Below are 21,512 nucleotides of genomic sequence, written 5' to 3'. Positions count from 1 at the left end.
GCGATGGTTTACGAGGAATACCGGCAAAAGCTGGTCTCGGCGGAAAAAGCCGCAAGGGTCGTGAAGTCCGGCGAGTGGGTCGACTACGGCTTCGGGCTCGGGCATCCGGTTGCGACAGATGTGGCGCTGGCTGCGCGCGCGGAGGAGCTGACTGGGGTAAGGGTGAGGGGTGGCATCACGATGTGGATGCCCGCCATCTGCAGCATCCCTGAAGCCTCGAAGCACTTTTCCTGGAATACCTGGCACTGCAGTGCGATCGATCGCAGGATCATCGAAGCCGGGTGCGGCTGCTACAGCCCCATGCGCTATTCGGAATTGCCGCGCTACTACCGGCAGAACCTGCACGTTGATACGGCGATCTTTCAGGTCGCTCCCATGGATGAAGAAGGGTACTTCAACTTCGGGACCCAGTGCTCTCATCTCATGGCGGTATGCGACCGTGCGCGAAACATCATCGTCGAGGTCAATGAGCTGATGCCCTGTTGCATCGGCGGCCCGGAACAGCGCATTCATCTCTCGCGGGTGCGCTATGTCGTGGAGGGGGACAACCCGCCGCTGACGGAGCTGCCACGATCTGCAGTGACCGATGCCGACCGCAAAGTCGCGGAATTGATCATGGGGGAGATAGGGGACGGCGCCTCCCTGCAACTGGGGATCGGCGGGATGCCTGCTGCGGTGGGAATGTTGATCGGGGAGTCGGGGCTGGCCGATCTCGGCGTGCACACAGAGCTGTACACCGATGCTTTCATGGATCTGGCCCTGAGCGGGAAGATCAACGGATCGAGAAAGAATATCGACCGCGGCCGCCAGGTTCTGACCTTCGCGCTCGGCACCCGAAACCTGTACGAATACATGCACAACAACCCGGAGTTGCTGAGCCGCTCCGTGGAGTACACAAACGACGCCCGGACGCTCGCGATGCTCGACAATGTGGTTTCCATAAACGGAGCCCTTGAGATCGATCTATTTGGGCAGGCATCCTCGGAGTCATGCGGCACGAGGCAGATCAGCGGCTCCGGCGGCCAGCTCGATTTCGTTGCCGGAGCGTACCTGTCGAAAGGGGGGAAAAGCTTCATCTGCCTCTCCTCCACCTACCAGAAGTCAGGTAAAACCACATCGCGCATCGTCCCCACACTCGCCTGCGGCAGCAACGTCACCGCCCCGCGCAGCACGGTGCACTGGGTGGTGACCGAGTTCGGCAAGGTGAACCTCAAAGGGCTAAGCACGTGGGAGCGGGCAGAAGCGCTGATCTCCATAGCTCACCCCGATTTTCGTGAAGATCTGGTGCAAGCCGCTGCAGAGATGAAAATCTGGAGAAGCAGTATCCGGATCTAGCGTGTGCGCAGGTGGCCGCGAAGCTCCGACTTCCACTGAAGGAGGCAAAAAAATGGCATCACGAATAGCATTCAACAAGGTAGCGCCGGGAGCGATCGAGGCGATGCTTGGGCTCGAGAGATACCTGCGCGACTGCGGGCTGGAGTCTTCTCTCCTTCACCTCATAAAGATGAGGGCCTCCCAGATCAACGGCTGCGCGTACTGCCTCGACATGCACGCCAAAGACGCCCGTGCCGCCGGCGAGACGGAGCAGCGTCTGTACCTGCTGGGCGCCTGGCGCGACGCGCCGATTTTCACCGAGCGCGAACGGGCGGCGTTGGCGTGGACGGAGGCGGTAACCAGAGTGGCAGAGGGACATGTGCCGGACGAGGTCTACAAAGTGGCGCGTGAGTACTTCAGTGAAAAGGAGCTGGTGGATCTCAGCCTGGCGATCGTGGCCATCAACGGGTGGAACCGCCTCGCCGTCGCCTTTCGCTCCGAACCGGGCGGGTATCGTTCAGGGGGGAGATAGGCGGGGGGGGGGGGCGAAGCCGACCCCCTCATTGCTTCGATTTTCGTTTCTGAGGCGCTCCCGCTATAATGGAATTGTCTCACCCCGCCCGGAGGCGGAAGTGATCGGTTCTTGCAGGAAGCGTAGGGCCGGCGCTGTGGCCGGGGTACCAAGCAGTTGTGACACAAAGGAGGCAACGTATGCCCAACATCGATCTATCCGAAAAAGAGGCTGCCATCCTGACAGATGAACTGGAGTCTTGCCTTGAAGACCTGAAGACGGAAAGAGTGCGGACGGACAAAAGGGATCTGCACGCACAGTTCCTTGAACGCGAAAACGTCCTGTCCGGTGTCATCACTCGTCTCAAAGCCCAGAGATGACAGAGAAGCGGATTGCGCCGTCGCCACTCACGGAGGCGGCGCATCATTGCCTCGACCGCTGCGCCGGAGAAGCCGCGCGATCAGTGATGCCCTCCGCCGGAGAGGGCACCGAATAACGCCACCACCCCTACAGCCAGCAGCGCACCCGCCCACAGCAGGTCAAAGTTCAGCCACCCTTTTCTGAGCACAGCAAGACCGAGCTTCTTGTAGACCACCCACGCCACCAGCCCCATGACCCCGAGCATCGCCGCGGTGTGCACCGATATGGCGAGGAGCATGACGACTGCGGAGGTTATTTCTTCCTCTGCCGCTGTGTGGAGACCGTGCGGCCTTGTCAGCGAGAGGAGAACGGGGGCCACCATGACCCCTGCGCCATGAGCGGAGGCCATCAGAAAGGACCAGAAGAAGAGGTCGCGCATCCCCACCTGCATCCCCACCCAGAGTGGATGGCGATAGTAGCGAAAGAGCTTGTACACGCCAAAGGCCAGCAGCGTCGCTGCCGTTACCACCCGAAGCACCGCCGGGTCCATCAGGTGCCCGGCCGCCAGAACGAGCGCTGCCACCACCGTGACAGCAGCTCCGTGTCCGAGAGCGATGGGGATAAGGGAGGACCACACCGCCCTCTCGCTTTGCAACTGCAGTCCCCTGGAAAGGGAAAAGAGCCATCCCATTCCGGGATTGAGCCCGTGGTAGGCCCCGAACCCGATCATGGCGAGCCAGCTGATCAGCGCGTCATGATGGATAGCAGAATGTATCAGTGGATGCATCGCCACCCTCGAGCCTCACCTGGTGCGCACGAGTCTCTCCAAAATCGACGAAGAAGTTGCCGTCCAGCGCGATCCCGCCGTTCGGGTCGACGTCCACCTTCGCCATCCATCCCGACATCTTGTCCGGATAGAACTGGTCGTCCACTATGCCGTACAGCGAGTTGGTGAAATAGACCCGTCTGCCGTCGCGGCTGATTTCCACCATCTGAGGTCCCCCCAGGAGCGGGCCGCTCTTCGGGTGCGCCATCCGGCGGACGATCCCCCCGAGCTTTATCGACCCGGTCTGCCGGGGGTGGAACGGGTCGGAAACGTCGTACTGCAGTAGCTCCCCTGTTCCCCAGCAGGAAACGTAGAGAAAACGGTCATCCAGCGAGAGATCGATGTCCGTCACCAGGGGGGGGACGGCGCCGAACCCCTGCAGGGGTGGCGGCAGAAGCTTCGCGTCGGCAGGCTCTGCCGGGATGTCGATGACCTTCGTGATCCCCCAGCTGCCGCTACTCTCCCGGTGCCACATCCAGATCGAGCTGGAGAGATCCTTGAGCCCGAGCACCACACAGACGAATCCGTACGTCTTGTTCGGCTCATGCGCGGGGCGCACCTCGAACACCAGCTGGTAGTCGTTGCCAAAGGAGACGGTCTGGACGTTCTTGCGCCTCCTCAGGTCCCAGAAGTGCAGGTTCTTTCCGTAGCGGGAATTGATCAGGTCGTCCAGGATGAGGCCGTTTTCGAACTGCGCAGGCTTTCCCCATTCGCTGGTGATCATAACGTCGTGGGTGAAGTGCCACCAGAAATCGTAGGAGAGGTCCTGGGCGCCGCGGTCCTCTTCCCAGGGGCCGAGCACGTTGAAGTTGAAGTGATCCATCATGAATATGCCGCCCGACCCTTTGCCGTTGGCCGACGCCAGAGCGCTCACGTATATGGCGTCGGGGCCGCAGTGCACCGTATGGGGGCGGCTATAGCCGGACATCTCCATCAACTCTTCCGGCTCGATGATCTTGCTGATGGTGGGGCGCGCGGGATCGGGCTTTGTATCGATGATATAGATCCGCGAGCTCCTGAGGCCCGGAACGATCAGGTAGCGTCGTTCCTGGTGCGGATGGGGAGCGGCGGGGCAGAGGGCTGAGCTGCAGCAGTTCCACCCGTAGTGATGCAACTCGTCTCCGATGTAGGGCATTTCGAGGCGGTGGATTATCTCGCCGTACCCCTTCGACGCCGGGTCGAGGTCGACCACGGCCAAGGCGTCCGGTTTGGGGGCGCCGCCATAGTTGAGTGTTGCCACATAGCCAACCTTCTCCGGCGGAGCGTCCATCGCCATACGCGGAGAAGGATAAAAGGTCGGATCTGGTCTGAATAAAGTCATAGAGCATCTCCTCGATTCGGCACGAAAATCTTTGGTGCCGCGCTGCTTTACGTCTCCTTTTTAAGGAAATCTTATGACCGTGTGGAGGGCAATGCAAGGCTAATGGAGTGGAGTTCACGTTGACGCGGATATCCGGCTAACTGATCTGGATCAGACATGGGATGCATCCCTGAGGGACATGCCCCCATGATGGCAGGATGCTGATACACTCTCATGGCAGGATGGTTTTACTGTGGCGAGAAGAGGTGCGATATGGCGCGAAAAGGGGTTGTGGTCCTCGATTTCGATGCGGCGCTCGATGCCGACGGCAAGAAACTGCGGGACGGGTTGTCGGGCGTGGTGCAGGTCGGCAGCACGCTGTGGGTGGCCAACGATGAGACGGTGACCCTTGAGCGTCTCACCTATAAAGGGAGCGATGCCGGGGGCGTCCACCACTACGGCGACCACGCGCGTTTTTCTCTCGGCGACTATCTCCGGCTTCCCGTACCGGCTCCGCCCGACTCGAAAGACGTGGAGGAGGCGGACCTGGAGGGTCTCGACTACCGTGACGGCTACCTGTGGCTGATCGGTTCCCACAGCCTGAAGCGCAAGAAGCCGGAGGAGGGGGACTCGGCGGAGAAGAACATAAAGCGTCTCGCCAAGGTCTCGCGCGACGGCAACCGCTGCCTCCTCGCGCGCATTCCGCTCGTTGAGGAGAACGGTACCTATGTGCTGAAAGACGCAGCAGTGATCGGCGGCAAGAAACTCGCTGCAGCAAAGTTGCGCGGAGACGACAAGGAGAGCGCCCTCACGGCGGCGCTGGAGTCGGACAAGCACCTGCAGCCGTTCCTCACGGTGCCGGGGAAGGATAACGGCCTCGATTTCGAGGGACTCGCCGTGGCAGGTGCGCGCGTTTTCATCGGGATGCGCGGTCCGGTTCTTCGTGGCTGGGCGGTGATCCTCGAGATTGAACCGGAAGAAGATGCCGACGACACCGCCACCCTCAGGCTGCGAAACCTCGGCAGCGGGCACTCCACCTATCAGAAGCACTTTCTGCAACTGAACGGCCTCGGCATCCGCGACCTGTGCGTGCGGGGCGACGACCTGCTGATACTTGCCGGGCCGACGATGGATCTGGACGGACCGGTGACCCTGTTCCGTTGGCCGGGGGGAGCACAGGCCAAAAGCGAAGACAGCGTGGTGTTTGCCGGTAGTCTGGAGGTTGTCGTCGATGTTCCGTACGGTGAAGGGAGCGACAAAGGAACCGATCATGCAGAGGGAATCACCTGCTTCGCCGCGCAGGGTGTTGCCGACAACTCTCTCCTGGTCGTCTACGACTCCAGCGCCACCGGGAGGAAAGAGGGGGAGAACGGCGTGGCGGCGGATCTATTTTCAACCTGACCGGGAGTCGCCCGCTTCACATCTGTTCATCGGGCGGGGAAGATTGCTACGAGGATGCGGGTGCCCCCGCGCTGGAGCGTACGCATCTTCCCTGCGATGGCGGCGCAGCCGGGCCGCCACAGACCGCGCGGCTGGCGCCGCGGCTACAGGCTGGGGAAGCCTGTGCTCCAGCGCGGCGCCGCTGGCGTCCCCTCCCTCAATGAAGCGTACGCCACGCAGAGCTCCCCTTCACATGACACCGCCTGTGACGTAAACGTTTCCCATCGCCAAAGTTGTTGACTCGGACCTTCCTGCCGCATAGATTGAACCCGATGTCCTCCCCGCAACTCCGAGTATTTCTCCTCATCCGCAGGCATCAATCAAAACTCCGCTTTGCCACCCGCTTTAAGAGGAACAGATGACCCTTCAGAATTGGAACCGCCTGGCAGATCTCTGCAACGGCAGAATACCGTCCAGCGCCCCGGTAGCGACAGCACCCCTTCCCCCCGCAGATGCAGAAGGGAAGGCATTCCGCCCGCACCCGAGCAAGCTCTTTGTCGAGACCACCACCTACTGCAACCTCCAGTGCAGCATGTGCGTGAAATACACCCCGGGAAGCGACATCTCCGAGGGGCACCTCTCGCTGGAAACCTTCAAGGCTCTGGAGCCCCTTTTTCCCACCGCAGAGTCCCTAGTGCTGAACGGCATCGGCGAGCCGCTCCTGCACCCGCGGCTGGAGGAATTCGTGACGATCGCGCGGGCTTCCATGCCTGCAGAGTCGTGGATCGGCTTTCAGTCAAACGGCCTTCTCCTGACCGAGCGCAGGGCTGTTGCCCTCATGGAGGCGGGGCTGGATCGGATCTGCATTTCCGTCGACTCCGTCTCCCCCGAGACCTTTCGTGCCGTGCGCGAGGGGGGAGAGTTGCACGATGTGGAAAAAGCGTTCGCCGTTCTCACGAGCGCGAGGGAGAAGTGCGGCAGACGAGACTTCCGCATCGGAATGGAGTTTGTCCTCATGCGGGAGAATATGCGCGAGCTTCCCGCCGTCCTGCGCTGGGCGGCGTCCCGCGGGGTTGATTTCGCCATTGTCTCGCACCTGCTACCGTATGACCCTGCCGCCGTGGACCTTGTTGCGTACGACCGCAACACCCCCGAAGCGGTCGCGATCTTCGAGAGCTGGATGAGCCGGGCCGAAGCGGAAGGGATCGACATCAGCGATTACTTCAGGATCGCCTTCCAGAGCGGCAGGAGCACCGAAGAGGAAAAGAGGATCATCGCTCACGTGCAGGCCATGATGGCCGACGCCCGCGCCCGCGGGATCTTCCTCAACGTGGAGATGCTCCTCAAGCGTGACGGTGCCTGGTTTGCGGAGGTTGAAAAGACTTTTGCAGCGGCGCGGGAGGTAGCCGAGGAACTCGGCCTGGAGATCACGCTGCCGGCCGCCGCGCCGCAAGACCACCGAAACTGCGACTTCATAGAAAACGGCAGCCTCTTTCTCGCCTGGGACGGCAAGGTGCACCCCTGCTACTTCCTGTGGCACAAGTATGCCTGCTACCTCACGAACCATAAGAAATACGTCTCTGCCAGGTCTTTTGGAGAAGTGGGGGAAGGGGCGGCGCTGGAGATCTGGAATGGCCTGGAGTACCGCTCCTTCAGAGCAGAAGTCATGCGCCACGAATACCCCTTCTGCGCAAACTGCGGCCTCAACCCCTGCGAATACCTCTACTGCGAGGAATTCGAACAGGACTGCTATACCAACACCGTTCCCTGCGGCGACTGCTTCTGGGCGATGGGTCTCTTCAACTGCATGCGTTGAGGCATCAAAGAAAAGGGGACAGGCTACTTTTTGCTGTCCCCTCTCCCCTTTCGTCCTCCTAAAAAAGCCTCTCCCCTTTTCCACCCTCCCCGCGCTGGCGCCGTCATCCGCAAAACTCTCCCGGCCTTGCCGCTACAACCTTGCGCGAAAATACCAAACTCCGTGGCTTTGCACGCCCGTTAGCGGTAGCCTTGAAGGTGAGTGTTTTTTAACCGTAGAGATTGTGGAGGTGCCAATGTCCAGAAAGTTCAGCATCTTGTGCGTGTTGTCGCTGCTCTTCCTTTTCGCGGCAGATTCGTGGGGGCATGCAATCATCACCCGCATGAGCGACAAGCAAGTTATCAGTCTCACAGAGTTTACGGCGGCAGCCTCCGGCTCCGACGTCATACTCATGGGGGAGTCGCATGACAACAAGGATCATCACGACCTACAACTCGAGGTGATGCGCTCCCTCTTTGCGAAGAACGTGCGGTTGTCCATCGGGCTGGAAATGATAGAAGCAGGCTATCAGCGGCAGCTAGACGAGTGGATCGCCGGGAGGATGACTGAGGCGGCCATGGAGAGGATCTTTGAAATGAACTGGTCCGGCTGGGAGCTATACCGGGACATCTTCCTTTTCGCGCGGGACAACCACATCCCGATGGTCGCCCTCAACGTGCCAGCACAAATCGTGAAGAAGGTCGCGCACAGTGGTTTTGCTTCGCTCACCGCAGAAGAGAAGAAAGGGCTCCCGGAGGGAACGAAGTGCGACCTGCGCAATCCGCAGATGGCGATGCTGAAAAGGATGTTCCAGTCATCGAGCAATCACGTGGGAGACGGCAAAATCTTCAACAACTTCTGTGAGGCCCAGACCGTACGGAATACGGGGATGGCGATAAGGGCCTCAAGCTATCTGTCGAAGCACCCGGGGGAGAAGATGCTCATACTGACGGGGATATGGCACGCCGAGAAGCATGCCATCCCGGAATTGATTGAGCGCAACGGGAGGACGCTGTCGTCCACGGTGATCCTGCCGGAGAGCCCTGAGCTGAACCGTGATAACTCGGATGTCAGCGAAACAGACTACCTCGTCGATCTCTGACACTGGATCACCCCGGCCCCTTTCACCCGCCCCCAAAGCCCAGCTCAGTTGCAATAGCCCGCCCCGAACCTTGCCGCATTTCCGGATGCGGCTTTTCTTTTGCCCGTCCCTGCGGGTAAACGTTGGGTGTTTGTCAGGAGATTTTTAGCCAAAGGTTTCAGAGTGCGAGATGTGGTGGTATATATCTTTTGTTATAAGTTGCTAATTAGACCCAGCGGCAACTCCCCAAGAGGCTACTTGCGATCGTTTCCTTCCATAAGGAGAGCAGGCGATGCCCGACCCGACAAAAAGTGTGCAGTCCCCCTTTCTGGACGTGAAAAGCTTCTTCACCACTTCTCCCTCCGAACCCCACCCCGCGACATCGAAGCCGACTTCAGCCCCTCCCTCAAATACCCCCTTCGTTTCAGTGTACGAGATGGAGGAGGGGACGAGTTCCAACCCTCGGGGTGAGGAGTACGTCGCCTTCTTGAACGAGCTGTACAACGAGGAGTTCGATGAGGCGCTCTTCGAACTCATGGCGGATGCGGCGGCGCTCCACGAGGAGCGGGTTTCGCGATTCTCGGGAGAGATGCCTGCCCAGGATCCGGCCGCGGAGCGCTTTCTGGAGGCGCATTTCGAGCCGCTCACCAGAGAGCTCGAGGGGGTGCTGGACGCCCTGGTACAGAAGTACGGCCAGACCAGGGGAAACAGCGTCGACCCGGCGGAGCTGGAGGCCTTCATCGACAATTACGCCTCCGGTGTGGAGGTCCCCCCCGCCTTCGAAAACTTCCTCGGCGGGGCCTTCTGGAAGTTGCGGCAGGTCGCGGCCAAGGCGGCGAGTTTTGCAGGGGACCTCGCCCTCGGGCCGATCTTCAGCAACATAAAGTCGCTGATTCAGCCGTTCCTGAAGGAATTCTTGAGGCGCGGCATCAGCCGGCTCTCTCCCCAGCTCCAGCCTCTGGCGCAAAAGGTGGCCGAGCGGCTCGGCATTCTGAAGGAGCTGGAGGATCCGGAAAGCGAAAGCGAGGCGGAGGTCTCCGGCCTGCAGCACGAGTTCGACCGGCAGCTTGCCGAGCTCCTCTTCGCCCCCGGTGAGGTGGAGCAGGAGCTGGAAGTGTCGCGCGCCCTCAGTGCGAGCCGCTCTCCCGCTGACGATCGGCTGGCCCAGCTGGACCATGCGCGGGAGCGCTTTGTGAACGGGCTCGCGTCGCTGAAGGAAGGGGAAGAACCGGCGCCGCTCCTGGAAAATTTTCTTCCGGCGATCCTCCCGGTGCTGAAGGTGGGGATAAAGCTTGCCGGACGGCAGAGGATCATCGGCTTTCTCGCCGGCTTTTTAGCGAAGCTGATCGGGAAGCTCGTCGGCCCGGAAAACGCGCCGGCTCTGTCGCGCGCCATTGTGGACGCCGGATTCAAGCTCATAAATTTCGAAGCCTCGCCGCAGGCGGAAGCGCTCGCCGCACCCGCCGCGGTAGCGGCGACAGTCGAGGATACCGTGCGGCGCGTGGCCGCTCTTCCGGAATACGTGCTGGAGGACCAGGAGCTCCTGGAGGCAGCGGCGCTGGAGGCGTTCGAGCAGGCCGCGAGCGCAAACCTCCCCCCCATCCTCAGCGAGGAGGCGTACCAGAGGCGACCGGACCTTCGGGAGGCGAAGATAAGGGGAACATGGGTCTCCCTCCCGCTGCACGGGAGGAAGCGCTACAAGAAGTTCGTGACTCCCGGAACGCTGCGGGCGCGGATCACACCGCAGGCAGCGCGACAGATCGAGACCTTCGGCGGCGTTTCCCTTGCCGAATTCCTGGAGGAGCAGCTCGCTGTGCCGGGGGGGATCGACGTGGAAGCGGAGGTGCACCTCTACGAGACCCTTCCCGGGGGCACCGTGCCGGATGTGACCCGTCTGGAAAAAGGGACACCGGGGCTCGGCGACGGGACGCAGCGTGCCTACGGGCAGCTGCACCCCCTCACCCCGCAGGCGGCGGGGGTACTTCTCGGCGAGCCGGGGCTGGGACGCGCCGTAGGGGGAGCGGCCGTCGCGACTCCCCACGCGACGCAGCCGGGAGAGCGCCTCTACTACCTCAACGTGAAGGGGGGGACGCCAATCTCTCCGGCGGGAGGGACGGCGCGGCCGAGGCTGCGGCGCCCCAGCGGGCTCAAACTGGTTCTCGATTTCCCGGGCCGGCAGATCCGCGCCTACCTTTACCTGAGCGAAGTGAAATCGCAGAACGTGGCGGTAAAGCTGAGACAACAGGCGCATCTGGGGAGCGCACTCGCCCCGCTGCGCGCGGTGCTGGACCGCGACCTCTTCCGCATCGGCAGCGGCGCCTGGGGGCGCATCAAGCTCATTCACGAGGCGGTGGCGCCGCATCAGGCAACGGGGGGGGCGCTCGGACGCGTTCCTTCCGTGGTGGTGGGTACCCTCGTCAGGCGGCTGCGGGAGTACATGCTGAAGGGGATCGCCGCCTTCCTGAAAACACCGCAGGAACTTGTCGCGGCAACGGAGGCTCCGGCCGATGGCTGCACGCTGCTGGTGAAGATCGACAATCCCCCCGGCCTTGAGCTGCTGCGGCAGGCGCTGAAGGGGCGCATCCCCTCCCTTGCTTCGCTGCACCATCCCGCACCGGAGCCGAACGTGAGCATAACGGTCACACCCGGGTACCAGCATGGCTGATCTCGCCGCCGCCCTGAGGGCCCAGCTCGGGCGCCAGGTCGCCCACTGGGGTGTCGCCACCGCGCGACTGCAGAAGCCGGGGGACCTCGCCTCGGAGGGTGCCTGGCAAAACCTGGAGAAGTATCTGGGGATCACTCTCAGAAAGCACCTCGCGCTCTCGGTGGAGAGGCTGGAGCGCCACTGCACCGCGCTGAGAGGTGCTTTCCAGGCGGCGCGCAGCGTGGCGGAACTGCAGGAGGTGGCGAACAAGCTCCTCGATTTTCGCCAGAGATATCTCAAGACCGAGACCACCCTCGAATTCTACGCCGACGCCATCAGGTCCCGCACCAGCCCCGAGGTGGGTGCCGTCTTGAGGGGGTGCGACAGCCTCGCGCACCGTTCCATGTCTCTCGTCCTCGACCAGCTCGGGAAGCCGGTCCCGGCGACCCTCACCTTCATAGACAAGGGGATGGGAGCGCTCATCCTGAAGGCGCGGCTGAGGCTGTGGGACGGCTCGGAGAGCCCGGTCGCCTCCATCAAGATCACCCGGCACAACCTGCACCGCCCCACTTCTCTCATCCACGAGACGGGGCACCAGGTCGCACACATCGCCGGGTGGAACGAGGAGCTCGCGGGTGTGCTCAGGGAAGGGCTGCACGGGAGCACTCCGCGGGGAGCGCAGGCGTGGAGCGGGTGGGCGAGCGAGATCGCGGCCGACGCCCACGCCTTCGTCCATACCGGGTATGCCGCGGTTGCGGCCCTGCACGACGTGCTCGCCGGGGAGGAGTCTCAGGTCTTTCGCCACACCCCGGGGGACCCGCACCCCGTCGGGTATCTGAGGGTGCTCCTGGGGGCGGAGATGTGCCGGGCCTTCTACGGGGAGGGTCCGTGGGACGATCTCGCGCTCGCGTGGGGGTACCGGCACCCGCTGGAGGGGGCGCCCGCGGGGGTGGCGCGGCTGATCGAGGAATCGCTCCCCCACCTGCGGCAGATTGCGGAGCTCACCCTTTCAAGGCCGATGAGGGCCTTCGGCGGACGCCCGTTGAGCGCTCTCGTGCGGCCGGAGCGGGTCGCCCCGCACGCGCTTCGGGAGATGGAGAGGGAGATCGGCGGCGCGCTGTACACCTCGACCCACTGGGCCTGGACGGAATCGCTGCGCATCCTCGCCCTGAACGGGCTAAGGCTCGCCACCGAGCCGGAGCGGGCCGCGGAGATAGTGAAGGAGCAGGAGTCATGGATGTTCACACTGGGCGGCACATTACAGGCAGCGTGAGGAGCCAAAGTCATGACAGACAAGAAAGCAATAGCGAGTGAGCTCGAGACAAAGCCGGTGGTGGACCTGCTCGCCTCCATACTGGGCGAGGTCCAGAAGCAGGTTCTTTGCAAGACGCCGCTGCCGCTGACCGGTGAAGCGGCCCGGGCGGTGGAGGCATTCAGGGAGATCACTGGAGCCCTCACACTGCAGTCTCTGCCGGCGGTCACCCTGCAGGCGCAGCCTACAGAGCACGGCGTCAACGGAGGGATCTCGAGGATCACCTGGTCCGCCGCCGCGGCGGATGCCGTCTCCATCACCCCGGGTATCGGGGAGGTAACCCCCGCGGCCGGGGGGACCGTTTCGGTGAACGTGGCCACCACCACGACCTTCACGGCAACCGCCACAAACGCTTGCGGCAGCGCGACGGCTTCGGTCACGGTGACCGTGGCCACCTTGGGATAGGGGGTGACAAATGTTCAGGACCTTCGCGAAATTCATGACCAACGGCGCCAGAGACCTGGTGCGGCTCCACCCGTCCGATCTGACGGCGGTTCTTGAGCTGGCGTGGGACCGCAGGAAGAACCGCCTGGACCTCGAGGTGGGGCACCCCTTTCACAGGAGCGATGTCCCGGGCTTTTCCACGACCTGGCTCGGGAGCCGCGCCCTCACCCCTCCTGCCCCCACGCCGCCGGCGGGACAGCCGGACCTGAACCAGATCATCGATGGTATCAACAGGGCAGGATGCGGCGTGCTGTGGGATCACCTGATCTACGCCTACATGATCGAAAACACCCGCATCTACGAGATCTTCCGCCGCGTGGTCTCGGAGTTCTTGCACGGCGAGAAGCTGGGAGTCCCCGGCTCGGCAGAAAGCCACCTGTGGCTGCGCGCGACGGAGGAGCTCTTCTATCGCGATCCGCCGCCATTTTTCATGACCGCCGTGACGAGCTACCTGCGCAAAGATATCGACGCCGAGCGGAGCGGCATCTACCAGCGTGTATTCGGGATGAACCTGAACCACGGACCGGAGGAGGGGAAGGCCTACCCCTACCTGAGGGCGGAAGCGGCGAACAACGAGTTCGTGGCCACCTTCGAGGAGTTTCTCCGGGAGATCTGGGTGGGGATGGAAAACGTGAACAACACCAGCGGCGCGAACCCGAAAGACGACGCAAAGATCGCGGACCTCGCCGAGAAGCTGCACGACATGCTGAGAACGCGCCGGGAAACCGGGAACCTGTCGCGGGAAGAGTTCGTCTTCGTCTCCTGGATGAGCTGGTTCCACCTCACGGTGGAGAGCGATCTCCCGATCATCCAGGACCTGCGCGCGCAGGCGGCGAGCTCGGAGGAGCGGCTCTTCAAGATCGCCCAGCGGGTCGGCCTCCCCGCCCACGGCCTCTCCAAAAGCTACTTCGACATCGCAGACAGCATCTCGCGGATCCTCATCCTCATCGAGACCGGCGTGTTCAATACCCCCGGCGCGGCTCCCGCCCTGTACACCCCTGCCGCTGGTGGGCCTGAGGAGGCGATGCGCACCATCATCCGGCACTGGTCGATCATCACCGGGCGGGAGATGAAGGCGCGCAGGGTCACGCCGAGCTAGCCGGCGCACCGTACGGCCAGAAGAGAAGGAGGTTCCGTGTCCAGCAATGGTCGTTGGTCCAGTGACGAAAAGGGGAAGCCCCGCTCCCCCTTCCTCGACGGCGAACTTTTCAACCGGGAGAGTAAGGAGGAGTGGCAGGAGCGCGCCTCGGCGCTGGCGGAAATGAGCCCGTTTCAGTCCCCCCTGACGGAAGTGTGGAGGCCGTCCCAGACGCTCGGGCGTGAGGAGGAATCGTTCCAGTTCGACCTCGAGTTTCCTCCCCCTCCATTTTCTCCGGAATCTGCGCTTTCCGCGCCGCTCGGGGGGGGGATATCTTGCCCCTCCGGAGTACGAAGGGGAGGAGGGTGAAGGGCCCGTGGAGGAACGGTTCGACCGCGCCAATGTGCCGAAGGATGTGGCCGATGCCCTTGCCAAGGGGGATGAGCCCCTCGCCCTCAAGCTCGCCATACAGGGGGGCTCGAGGGACGTGAACGATCTCACCAACATGATCTTCTTCACGCGCCACACCGAGCTCGCCGTGGCGCCGCTCGACCCGAAGGGTAAGGATTTCAGGAAGCTGAGCCAGGAGTGGTCGACGATCCAGGACCAGGTGGTGTGGCCGGCGGTGGAGGCGTCCGCGGCAAATACGGACCTGGTGGTCTCCGGGAGTGAGGTTGTCGACCACCACAGGCGCTTTTTCATGGGGAAGAGCGGAAAAAGGCTGAAAAAGCTGGTGGAGGACGCGGCACGGGAGGTGGATCTCAACCCGGGTCTTCTGGGGACCGTCATGATGGCCGAGACCCGCCGCCCCTTGAGTTACCTCTCCAGCGACAAGGTGAGCTCCTACCACATCGGCGCCGACGACTTTTACGAAGGGCGCGCCGCAATCCAGGCGAGGGTCCCGGCCTACAAGAAGGTGAAGTGGGACAAAAACCAGAAGCCTGCCGAGCACCTGAACGACGCCCAAACAAACCGGCGTACCGTAAAGACGATCCTCTTCAACTCCGGCGCCGATGCAGTCCTTGCCACCGCCGTGTATCTGAAATTCCGCGAGGTGCGCCTGCGCGAACTGGCGAAGGAGGCGGGGGGGGACTTCGACACGCTGCCCCTTGCCACGCGCATCGCCCTCACGAGGATAGCGATGGCCGCGGGAACCGGCGGCGCCACCCCGTATCTCAAGGACGCGCTAAAGGGGGTGGACATCTTCGACCGCCGGGCTATTCCGGTCCGGGCGTACCAGACGAAGCGAAACGCCACCGTGCGCACCGCCCAGGCTATGCACCTCTCCGACTGGGTCTTCGGCATCACCGTCCCCCCCGCCGTGCAACCGGAGCTGGAGGAGTATGTCGGTGAGGAGCCGGAAACGGGCGTCTGGAGCTCCTTTGAGGAAGAGGAGTACGTCTATCCGCAGGAAGAGAGCGCTTCCGAGGAAGGGGAGGAATGGGAGGCGGAAGAGAGCTATCGCGGCGGGGAGCCGGTTCGCGGCGCTGGCGGCAAGGGGCGCTGCGCGGACGTCGCCGGCGAAGAGGAAGCCCCCGACTTTGAAGAGACGGAGGAGTACGTCGAGTTCGAGGGGGTGAAGCCCCCGGTGGGAGTGAAACTCACCGAGCACTACCACATTCCAAAGAGTGCGACGGGGACGGCCGGCAGCGTCACGGTCATGGATCAGCAGGGGATGAACCCCGGCTTTGTCAGCACCCTTACCGACGATATACTGGTGGACCGGCGCACCAACGGACTGCAGACCAATCTGGACAACCTGATCCGGACGAAGTACGCGCGCTTTCTCGCCACCAGAAGCAGCGCGCAGGAGAGCGCCAGGGCGGGGGACCGGCTGAGGGTCACCCTTATAGATCTCACCGGCGGGAAGCTCTTCAAGCCGGACCCGGCAGGGTGGGGCTCCACCTTTGCCACCGACGGCGCGAGCACCCCGAAGATCTGCGCCCTCTACGCGGCCCACCAGTTGCGCCGCGACCTGAACCGGCTGGCGGAGCTGAACTCGTACACCAAAAAGGATGACTTGGTGAAGGGTGCCAATGCGGTGTGGAAGAAAGCGGGATTCACCACCCTGCCGCGGGTGGCGGAACTTTTCAAGTTCGACGAAGCCGCCGACCGCTCCCGCCCGGTCTCAGTCGCCTTCAGCACGGCGCTGGAGCGCAATATTACCGCTGCGTATAAGGACAACAGCAATTGCGCCGTCGACCAGATCATCTCCCAGGTCGGCTTCTCCTACATCGCCTCGGTCATGTGGCAGTCGGGATTGCGTCATCAGACACGGGGCGGCCTGTGGCTGTGGGGCGGGTACTGCTGCACAAACAAGGACTTTGTACGCCGGCTGCTGACCCCGGATCTGAGCTCGCTGGAGTGTGTGACAGGGGGGCGGGCAGGGCTGAGTTTCAGGTGGAAGGGGAATGCCATGAAAGAGCCGAAGCCGGTCTTCCCGCACAACGCCACCGCCCTCTCGGTCGCGACCTACTTTGCCCTGTTGAGGCAGGGGCGCCTGGTGGACGACGCCTCCTCCGCGAGCATCGTCAAAACGTTGCAAGATGCCTGCTCCTTCTTCTGGGACGGCCAGTTCGGCGGCCTGGTAATCAACCCTCCACCGACGAAATGCGGCCTTACCTCGAGCCTCACGCACGACGGAATCCTGGTAAAGAGGACGGTGGGGGGAAAGACGATCACCTACGCAGCCGCCGCCCTGACCGTCGGCGCCTCCGATTTCCCCTTCCGCGAGCTCCTCGTCGACCTGGACAAACTGGTGCGGGACAAGAACTAGAGGCCGGTCCCACGCCGGCTACATCAGTAAAAAGGGGACAGGCTACTTTTTCTGTCCCTTTTTTTCGGCTCATCTTCCGGGGAGCGACAGGGACAGCATGGTCCATGTAGGCCGGGATAAGCTGGCAGGCGTTCCCGGCAGTCCACCACAGACGCAGCCGCGCACCAGAGAGTGCCGGAAACGCTACCGCTTATTCCGGCCTACAACTGCTCTTATCCTCAACTCGGTCTGAAATATTCCATCGCCTCCGGCACCAGTCGTTTCAGATTAGCGATTCGTGTAGCATCCGATGGATGGGTGCTCAGGAACTCCGGAGGTGCCTGCCCCTGTTTTTGTGCGGCCATTCGCTGCCAGAATGGAACGGCCAGATTCGGATCGTACCCGGCCATGGCCATGAAGACCAATCCGAGCCGATCAGCTTCGCTCTCCTGGAGCCGACTGTACGGCAGGAGCGCACCGTACTGCGTCCCGAGACCGTAAACCGACATCCACAGCTGCTTGGTGGCGGCGGGCTTGGAGGATAGCGCTTCACCCAGGGCTGACCCCCCAAATTGGGCCAATAGCCCCTGACTCATGCGCTCATTGCCGTGCTCCGCTATGGCGTGGGCTATCTCGTGCCCCATGACTACCGCCAGACCGGCCTCTCCTTGCGCTACCGGCAAGAGGCCTGTGTAGACAACGACCTTCCCCCCCGGCATGCACCACGCGTTGACCTGTTTGTCCTCCACGAGGTTGAATTCCCACTTGTAATCGGCCAGCCGGCTCTGCAGACCCTTAGCGGCAAAGTAGCGCTCCACCGCACTCTGCACTTTCCCCCCAACCCTTTTGACCATTGCAGTCTGCTCTTTGTTGGTGCTCAAGGTATGTTCTTTAAGGAACGAGTCGTATTGCTGCAGACTCATGGAAAGCATCGTGTCTCCGGGGATCAGGTTCAGCTGAGACCGCCCTGTTATGGGGACGGTGCTGCATGAAACGATAAAAGCCAGTGACACCGCGGTAATAACACAACGTAAGATCATTGCAGAAAACCTCCCAGGGTAATGATAGATGGCAGTCGTACTAGCAGCGGTAAGCAATGCATCTGCCGTTTCGATATCGTCACGGCGCCGGATTTTACTGCCTTTATAGCCTTGTGACAACCTTTATGCGACCATCAACCGTCAGAGCTCCCCTGCCAGGAGGGAACCGTGCGCGACAGACCGTTCACTCGCACCCCTCTCGCCCCGGGATAGGTGTAGTCGGTTGGGACCTGCATGTTTCTCCGGTGAACCTGAAAGCGTGAATGGTTTTTGGAATGCAGATCTTCGACTTAAGCATCGTCCCCCTTTGTCGATAAGAGGGTTGCGATCGGTGCCGTCGCCGAGGTATCGATTGCGAAGGGACCAGCCGGTCCCGCCGTGGTCGGAAGACAGAATGCGGCGGGGGAGTGAGTCCTCACCGCGCATTCCAGGCGCTTGAAAGTGGCGATGTCCTCTGCCTCCGAAAGGAAGAATGGGAAAAGAAGACCGAAAAGAGGGGAAGAATCTTCGCGGAGTAACGCTGATAGACGCGCGCTTGTACCGTTTCAATCTCCATAAAGCGAGACAGGTACAAAACGTCCGCGACCGGTTGCGCCAGCAGTATCTGATTCGGAGACGATCGCTGGAGATGCAGGAGGACTACGAAGCGCTGAAGGTTCTGACCTCCATGGTCGGCGACCCGCATCTCAAGTTTGCCCTCATGGGTGATTTTGTGTACCAGAGGCTCCTGCGCCAAACGGAGATCAAGAACGACTCCATCAGTTTCCACAAGATAGTTCACGACGACGACCTGCAAACCCACTTCGGTCTCGGTCCCATCGTTTTCCTCGACTTTCTCCAGCGCAACGGCGCGAAAGATGCGGAAGGAAAGAGAACCCTCCTGCCGGAGTATCCTCGGTGGGAGCCGCCAAAGTCGGACGATCTGCCGCGGGTGGGGCAGTGGTATCAGAATCCGCACAGTTCATTCTGGGAGCAATATACCGAGGAGGACATAGACAGAATGGTAGAGGAGCGCAGGCAGCGGCTACGACATGATTTTGTGGAGATAATCGCTCCTGCTGTCCCTTCGAAATGATCCACCGATTGCAATAACCAGCGCCACCAACTTTTACGGCGTTCCCTTCAAACCTCCCACCTCTCGTCCTGTGACTTGAATCAATATAATTCGGACTGCGGTGCGATAACATATAGGCAGACTGCGGATCACTCTGAGGAGGCCATATGAGATCGAAGAGAGTCAACGCCACAGTAGCTGCCATTTCACTCATAATTACACTCATGGCCTATTCTCTTGCAGCAGCGCATTGTGATACTCTCGACGGGCCTGTTGTGCAGGATGCCCGAAGAGCGCTTGCTGCGGGGGATGTGACTCCGGTGCTGAAATGGGTCCCGGCAACGGAGGAGAAGTCCGTGCAGGGCGCCTTTAAAAGAGCACTCGCGGCACGGGGGACAAAGGGAGCTCAGGCGGAAGAGAGGAGATTCTTCGAGGCGGTGGTGGGGATCCACCGTGCCGCGGAGGGGGCCGCATTCACCGGGCTGAAGCCGGCGGGGGAGGTAGAGCCGGTAATCGCGCTGGCGGACAAGGCTCTTGCCGAAGGGAAGCCGGACGAAGTGATAAGCGCGGTCAACGCGGCGGTCAAGGCAGGAATCGTTCGGCGATACCAGAGGGTTGCCGAGGCGCAGAAACACAAGGATGAGAGCGTCCAGAAGGGGCGGGAATATGTGGCGGCTTATGTCGACTACACCCACTATATCGAGCACCTGCAGCATACGGCGGAGCGGTTAGGCGGGCACGAGGAAGGGGGGGCAGAGCACGACGGAGACGCCGCGAGCCACAAACGGAGCCCGAAGCACCAGCACGAGAATTGAGGTAAAAGTACGGCCGGTAGGCTCAATAAAAATGCCGGAAGCACCTGAAGGATAGATGTAGAAGATCTTTAGTTATGGAATGAGAGGAGATGATGTCCGTGATGAAGAATCCTGACCGGAAGCCTTTTTCAATGATCCGGGAATTTCACTTGGCCGACTGGGTCACGCTGGCGAACGCCACCTGCGGTATGTCTGCCCTCTTTGCCATCATGACGTACCTGCAGACTCTGGACGTCGAGCATGTCTACTTCGCATCCGCCCTGGTTGTGGCGTCTTTTGTGTTTGATGTGCTTGACGGGCGGATAGCCCGCTGGCGGCAGAAGAGCTCCCCGCTCGGCCGGGACCTCGACTCTCTCGCCGACATTGTCTCCTTTGGCGTTGCGCCTGCTGCCATTGCTTACGGCTGCGGGATGCAGGGATTGTACGACCGCATCGTCCTTGCCATCTTCGTTGCCTGCGGCGTTTCCCGCCTTGCCCGCTTCAATGTCACGGCAGACGAGCTCTGCGAGGGTGGTGACAAGGTGAAGTACTTTGAGGGGACTCCCATTCCGACGTCGCTGCTGCTGGTCATCATGATGTGGGTTGCTGCAGCACAGGGGGCGCTGCACGATTCTCTGTGGTTTGGGAAGGTGGTGCTGGCAGGCTTCACGCTGCACCCGATCGTGCTCCTTTTCGCGCTGTCGGGCTCACTCATGGTGACCCGCCTCAGGTTCCCGAAGTTTTGAACTGCAGAAGGGATGGAATACGCATCTTCTACGGCCTTATTTCCACGACCGTTCCGTTTGGTACCAGCCTGTCTATTTCCTCTATTTCTTCATCGGTTACCGCGATGCACCCTTTCGTCCAGTCGATCTCGGTGTGGAGATTTCCGACCCAGGAGAAGCCGCTCTTAATCCCGTGAATCATGATGTCCCCGCCCGGCGAAACACCGAGCTGTTTCGCCCGCTTCTTGTCCTCCTCGTTTGGGTAGGAGATGTGAAGGGAGAGGTGATACTGGCTGCTCTTCTTCCGTGAATCGATGGTGTAGGTACCTTCAGGCGTTTTATTGTCTCCTTGCATTTCCTTCGCACCGACCGGATTTCCCCCCAACGCGATCTTGTAACTTTTCAGGACGGCGCCGTTGGAGAACAGGGTCATCCTTCGCGCGCTCTTTTCCACCACGATCTTGTCCGCCGGGCCCTTGGGCGCTGAAATGACTGTAATCTTTTCCTCAAGCTCCTTGATTTTCTTCTGCAGGGTGCCGATCTCTTCCCCCCGGCTTCTGACGTCTTCGCGGAGCCTCTCGATCAGTGCCTGCTGCGACGCTATCAGACCATCCTTGAAGATGACATTGTTGATGTAGAAGATCATCATCTCGCTGTCTTGCCGGTACGCGCTCCCGGGATAATCCGCCACGATCCTGCTGTAGCACTCCAACGCCTTCTGATAATCCTTCTGCTCATTCCTCGGATGGGAATAGACGACCCCCATCTCGAAGAGTGCCCGGTCGCCTTCCTTCGGGTATTTCAGCAAGACCTGCTCATATTTCTGCACAGAATTTGAGAACTTTCCCTGGCCGAAATCGCGGTCCGCTTCCTCGAAGGCAGCTTTCGACTGGTAGCCGCTCTTGAGGTGGGTGCATCCCGGCAACACCCCGCCTGCGAGCCCCACGCAAAACAGCAGAAGTTGTAGCCGCCTTGAGGCAGCTCTTGCAACATGTGGGAAAGACTGTCTATACGCCACAGACAGTCGGTGTAGCAGCATGCTCAGGACTTTCATTTCCTCACCGCTGGGCCGGCGCTCGCATCGGGCGCAGTTAAAAGG

At 61.5% G+C, this 21,512-nt stretch carries 19 protein-coding genes; 15 read left to right on the top strand and 4 right to left on the bottom strand.

Annotation, left to right across the window (positions count from 1 at the left end; genetic code table 11):
• Window positions 1-3 precede the first annotated feature (3 nt).
• The 3 genes from LPW11_RS04470 (at window position 4) to LPW11_RS04460 (ending at window position 2,205) form a co-directional block, all read left to right on the top strand.
• Complete coding sequence (locus LPW11_RS04470) at window positions 4-1,335, top strand: acetyl-CoA hydrolase/transferase C-terminal domain-containing protein (protein WP_230996934.1); 1,332 nt, start codon at window positions 4-6, stop codon at window positions 1,333-1,335.
• Between the two features lie 52 nt (window positions 1,336-1,387).
• The gene (locus tag LPW11_RS04465) at window positions 1,388-1,846 is read left to right on the top strand and encodes a carboxymuconolactone decarboxylase family protein (protein WP_230996933.1); all 459 of its coding nucleotides are present in this window, start codon (window positions 1,388-1,390) and stop codon (window positions 1,844-1,846) included.
• 179 nt (window positions 1,847-2,025) lie between these two features.
• Window positions 2,026-2,205, top strand: a complete 180-nt coding sequence (locus LPW11_RS04460; protein ID WP_230996932.1) for a hypothetical protein — start codon at window positions 2,026-2,028, stop codon at window positions 2,203-2,205.
• Window positions 2,206-2,285: 80 nt separating this feature from the next.
• Here the strand turns inward: LPW11_RS04460 and LPW11_RS04455 are convergent, their stop codons facing one another.
• Together LPW11_RS04455 and LPW11_RS04450 are read right to left on the bottom strand one after the other, a co-directional pair.
• Window positions 2,286-2,972, bottom strand: coding sequence for a hypothetical protein (locus LPW11_RS04455; protein WP_230996931.1), 687 nt, complete (start codon window positions 2,970-2,972; stop codon window positions 2,286-2,288).
• Complete coding sequence (locus LPW11_RS04450; protein WP_230996930.1) at window positions 2,938-4,332, bottom strand: selenium-binding family protein; 1,395 nt, start codon at window positions 4,330-4,332, stop codon at window positions 2,938-2,940. Before LPW11_RS04450 ends, LPW11_RS04455 begins: the two co-directional genes overlap by 35 nt.
• Before the next feature lie 252 nt (window positions 4,333-4,584).
• Between LPW11_RS04450 and LPW11_RS04445 the strand changes: the two genes are divergently transcribed.
• From LPW11_RS04445 to LPW11_RS04405, 9 genes are all read left to right on the top strand, one after another.
• Window positions 4,585-5,712, top strand: a complete 1,128-nt coding sequence (locus LPW11_RS04445) for a DUF3616 domain-containing protein (RefSeq protein ID WP_230996929.1) — start codon at window positions 4,585-4,587, stop codon at window positions 5,710-5,712.
• A 397-nt stretch (window positions 5,713-6,109) separates the two neighbouring features.
• Window positions 6,110-7,507, top strand: coding sequence for a radical SAM/SPASM domain-containing protein (locus tag LPW11_RS04440; RefSeq protein WP_230996928.1), 1,398 nt, complete (start codon window positions 6,110-6,112; stop codon window positions 7,505-7,507).
• 235 nt (window positions 7,508-7,742) lie between these two features.
• Entirely contained in the window at window positions 7,743-8,588 is an 846-nt protein-coding gene (locus tag LPW11_RS04435) for a ChaN family lipoprotein (RefSeq protein WP_230996927.1), read from the top strand.
• 271 nt (window positions 8,589-8,859) lie between these two features.
• Window positions 8,860-11,232 (top strand): hypothetical protein, encoded by a 2,373-nt coding sequence (locus tag LPW11_RS04430; protein WP_230996926.1) that lies wholly within the window; start codon window positions 8,860-8,862, stop codon window positions 11,230-11,232.
• The gene (locus LPW11_RS04425; protein WP_230996925.1) at window positions 11,225-12,484 is read left to right on the top strand and encodes a hypothetical protein; all 1,260 of its coding nucleotides are present in this window, start codon (window positions 11,225-11,227) and stop codon (window positions 12,482-12,484) included. Before LPW11_RS04430 ends, LPW11_RS04425 begins: the two co-directional genes overlap by 8 nt.
• 12 nt (window positions 12,485-12,496) lie before the next feature.
• Window positions 12,497-12,928, top strand: a complete 432-nt coding sequence (locus tag LPW11_RS04420) for a hypothetical protein (protein ID WP_230996924.1) — start codon at window positions 12,497-12,499, stop codon at window positions 12,926-12,928.
• Window positions 12,929-12,938: 10 nt separating this feature from the next.
• A complete protein-coding gene (locus tag LPW11_RS04415; RefSeq protein ID WP_230996923.1) occupies window positions 12,939-14,066 on the top strand; it encodes a hypothetical protein in 1,128 nt (375 codons plus the stop codon).
• Window positions 14,067-14,102: 36 nt separating this feature from the next.
• Window positions 14,103-14,414 (top strand): hypothetical protein, encoded by a 312-nt coding sequence (locus tag LPW11_RS04410; protein WP_230996922.1) that lies wholly within the window; start codon window positions 14,103-14,105, stop codon window positions 14,412-14,414.
• A gap of 7 nt (window positions 14,415-14,421) precedes the next feature.
• The gene (locus LPW11_RS04405; RefSeq protein ID WP_230996921.1) at window positions 14,422-16,821 is read left to right on the top strand and encodes a hypothetical protein; all 2,400 of its coding nucleotides are present in this window, start codon (window positions 14,422-14,424) and stop codon (window positions 16,819-16,821) included.
• A 218-nt stretch (window positions 16,822-17,039) separates the two neighbouring features.
• Here LPW11_RS04405 and LPW11_RS04400 read toward each other — a convergent pair whose 3' ends face one another.
• A complete protein-coding gene (locus LPW11_RS04400) occupies window positions 17,040-17,732 on the bottom strand; it encodes a M48 family metallopeptidase (RefSeq protein WP_230996920.1) in 693 nt (230 codons plus the stop codon).
• 580 nt (window positions 17,733-18,312) lie between these two features.
• Between LPW11_RS04400 and LPW11_RS04395 the strand changes: the two genes are divergently transcribed.
• From LPW11_RS04395 to pssA, 3 genes are all read left to right on the top strand, one after another.
• Window positions 18,313-18,915 (top strand): hypothetical protein, encoded by a 603-nt coding sequence (locus LPW11_RS04395; RefSeq protein WP_230996919.1) that lies wholly within the window; start codon window positions 18,313-18,315, stop codon window positions 18,913-18,915.
• A gap of 146 nt (window positions 18,916-19,061) precedes the next feature.
• Window positions 19,062-19,709, top strand: coding sequence for a DUF6448 family protein (locus LPW11_RS04390; protein ID WP_230996918.1), 648 nt, complete (start codon window positions 19,062-19,064; stop codon window positions 19,707-19,709).
• Window positions 19,710-19,840: 131 nt separating this feature from the next.
• A complete protein-coding gene (gene pssA, locus LPW11_RS04385; protein ID WP_230996917.1) occupies window positions 19,841-20,434 on the top strand; it encodes a CDP-diacylglycerol--serine O-phosphatidyltransferase in 594 nt (197 codons plus the stop codon).
• A 28-nt stretch (window positions 20,435-20,462) separates the two neighbouring features.
• On the opposite strand, the gene LPW11_RS04380 is transcribed toward pssA, so the two are convergent.
• On the bottom strand, window positions 20,463-21,467 hold the full coding sequence (locus LPW11_RS04380) for a L,D-transpeptidase family protein (protein WP_230996916.1): 1,005 nt from the start codon (window positions 21,465-21,467) through the stop codon (window positions 20,463-20,465).
• Window positions 21,468-21,512: the final 45 nt, after the last annotated feature.

It is taken from the genome of Geomonas sp. RF6 (assembly GCF_021044625.1).
Lineage (GTDB): Bacteria > Desulfobacterota > Desulfuromonadia > Geobacterales > Geobacteraceae > RF6.
The sequence above is the reverse complement of the archived record's forward strand: the minus strand, read 5'-3'. Positions and strand labels throughout refer to the sequence as shown.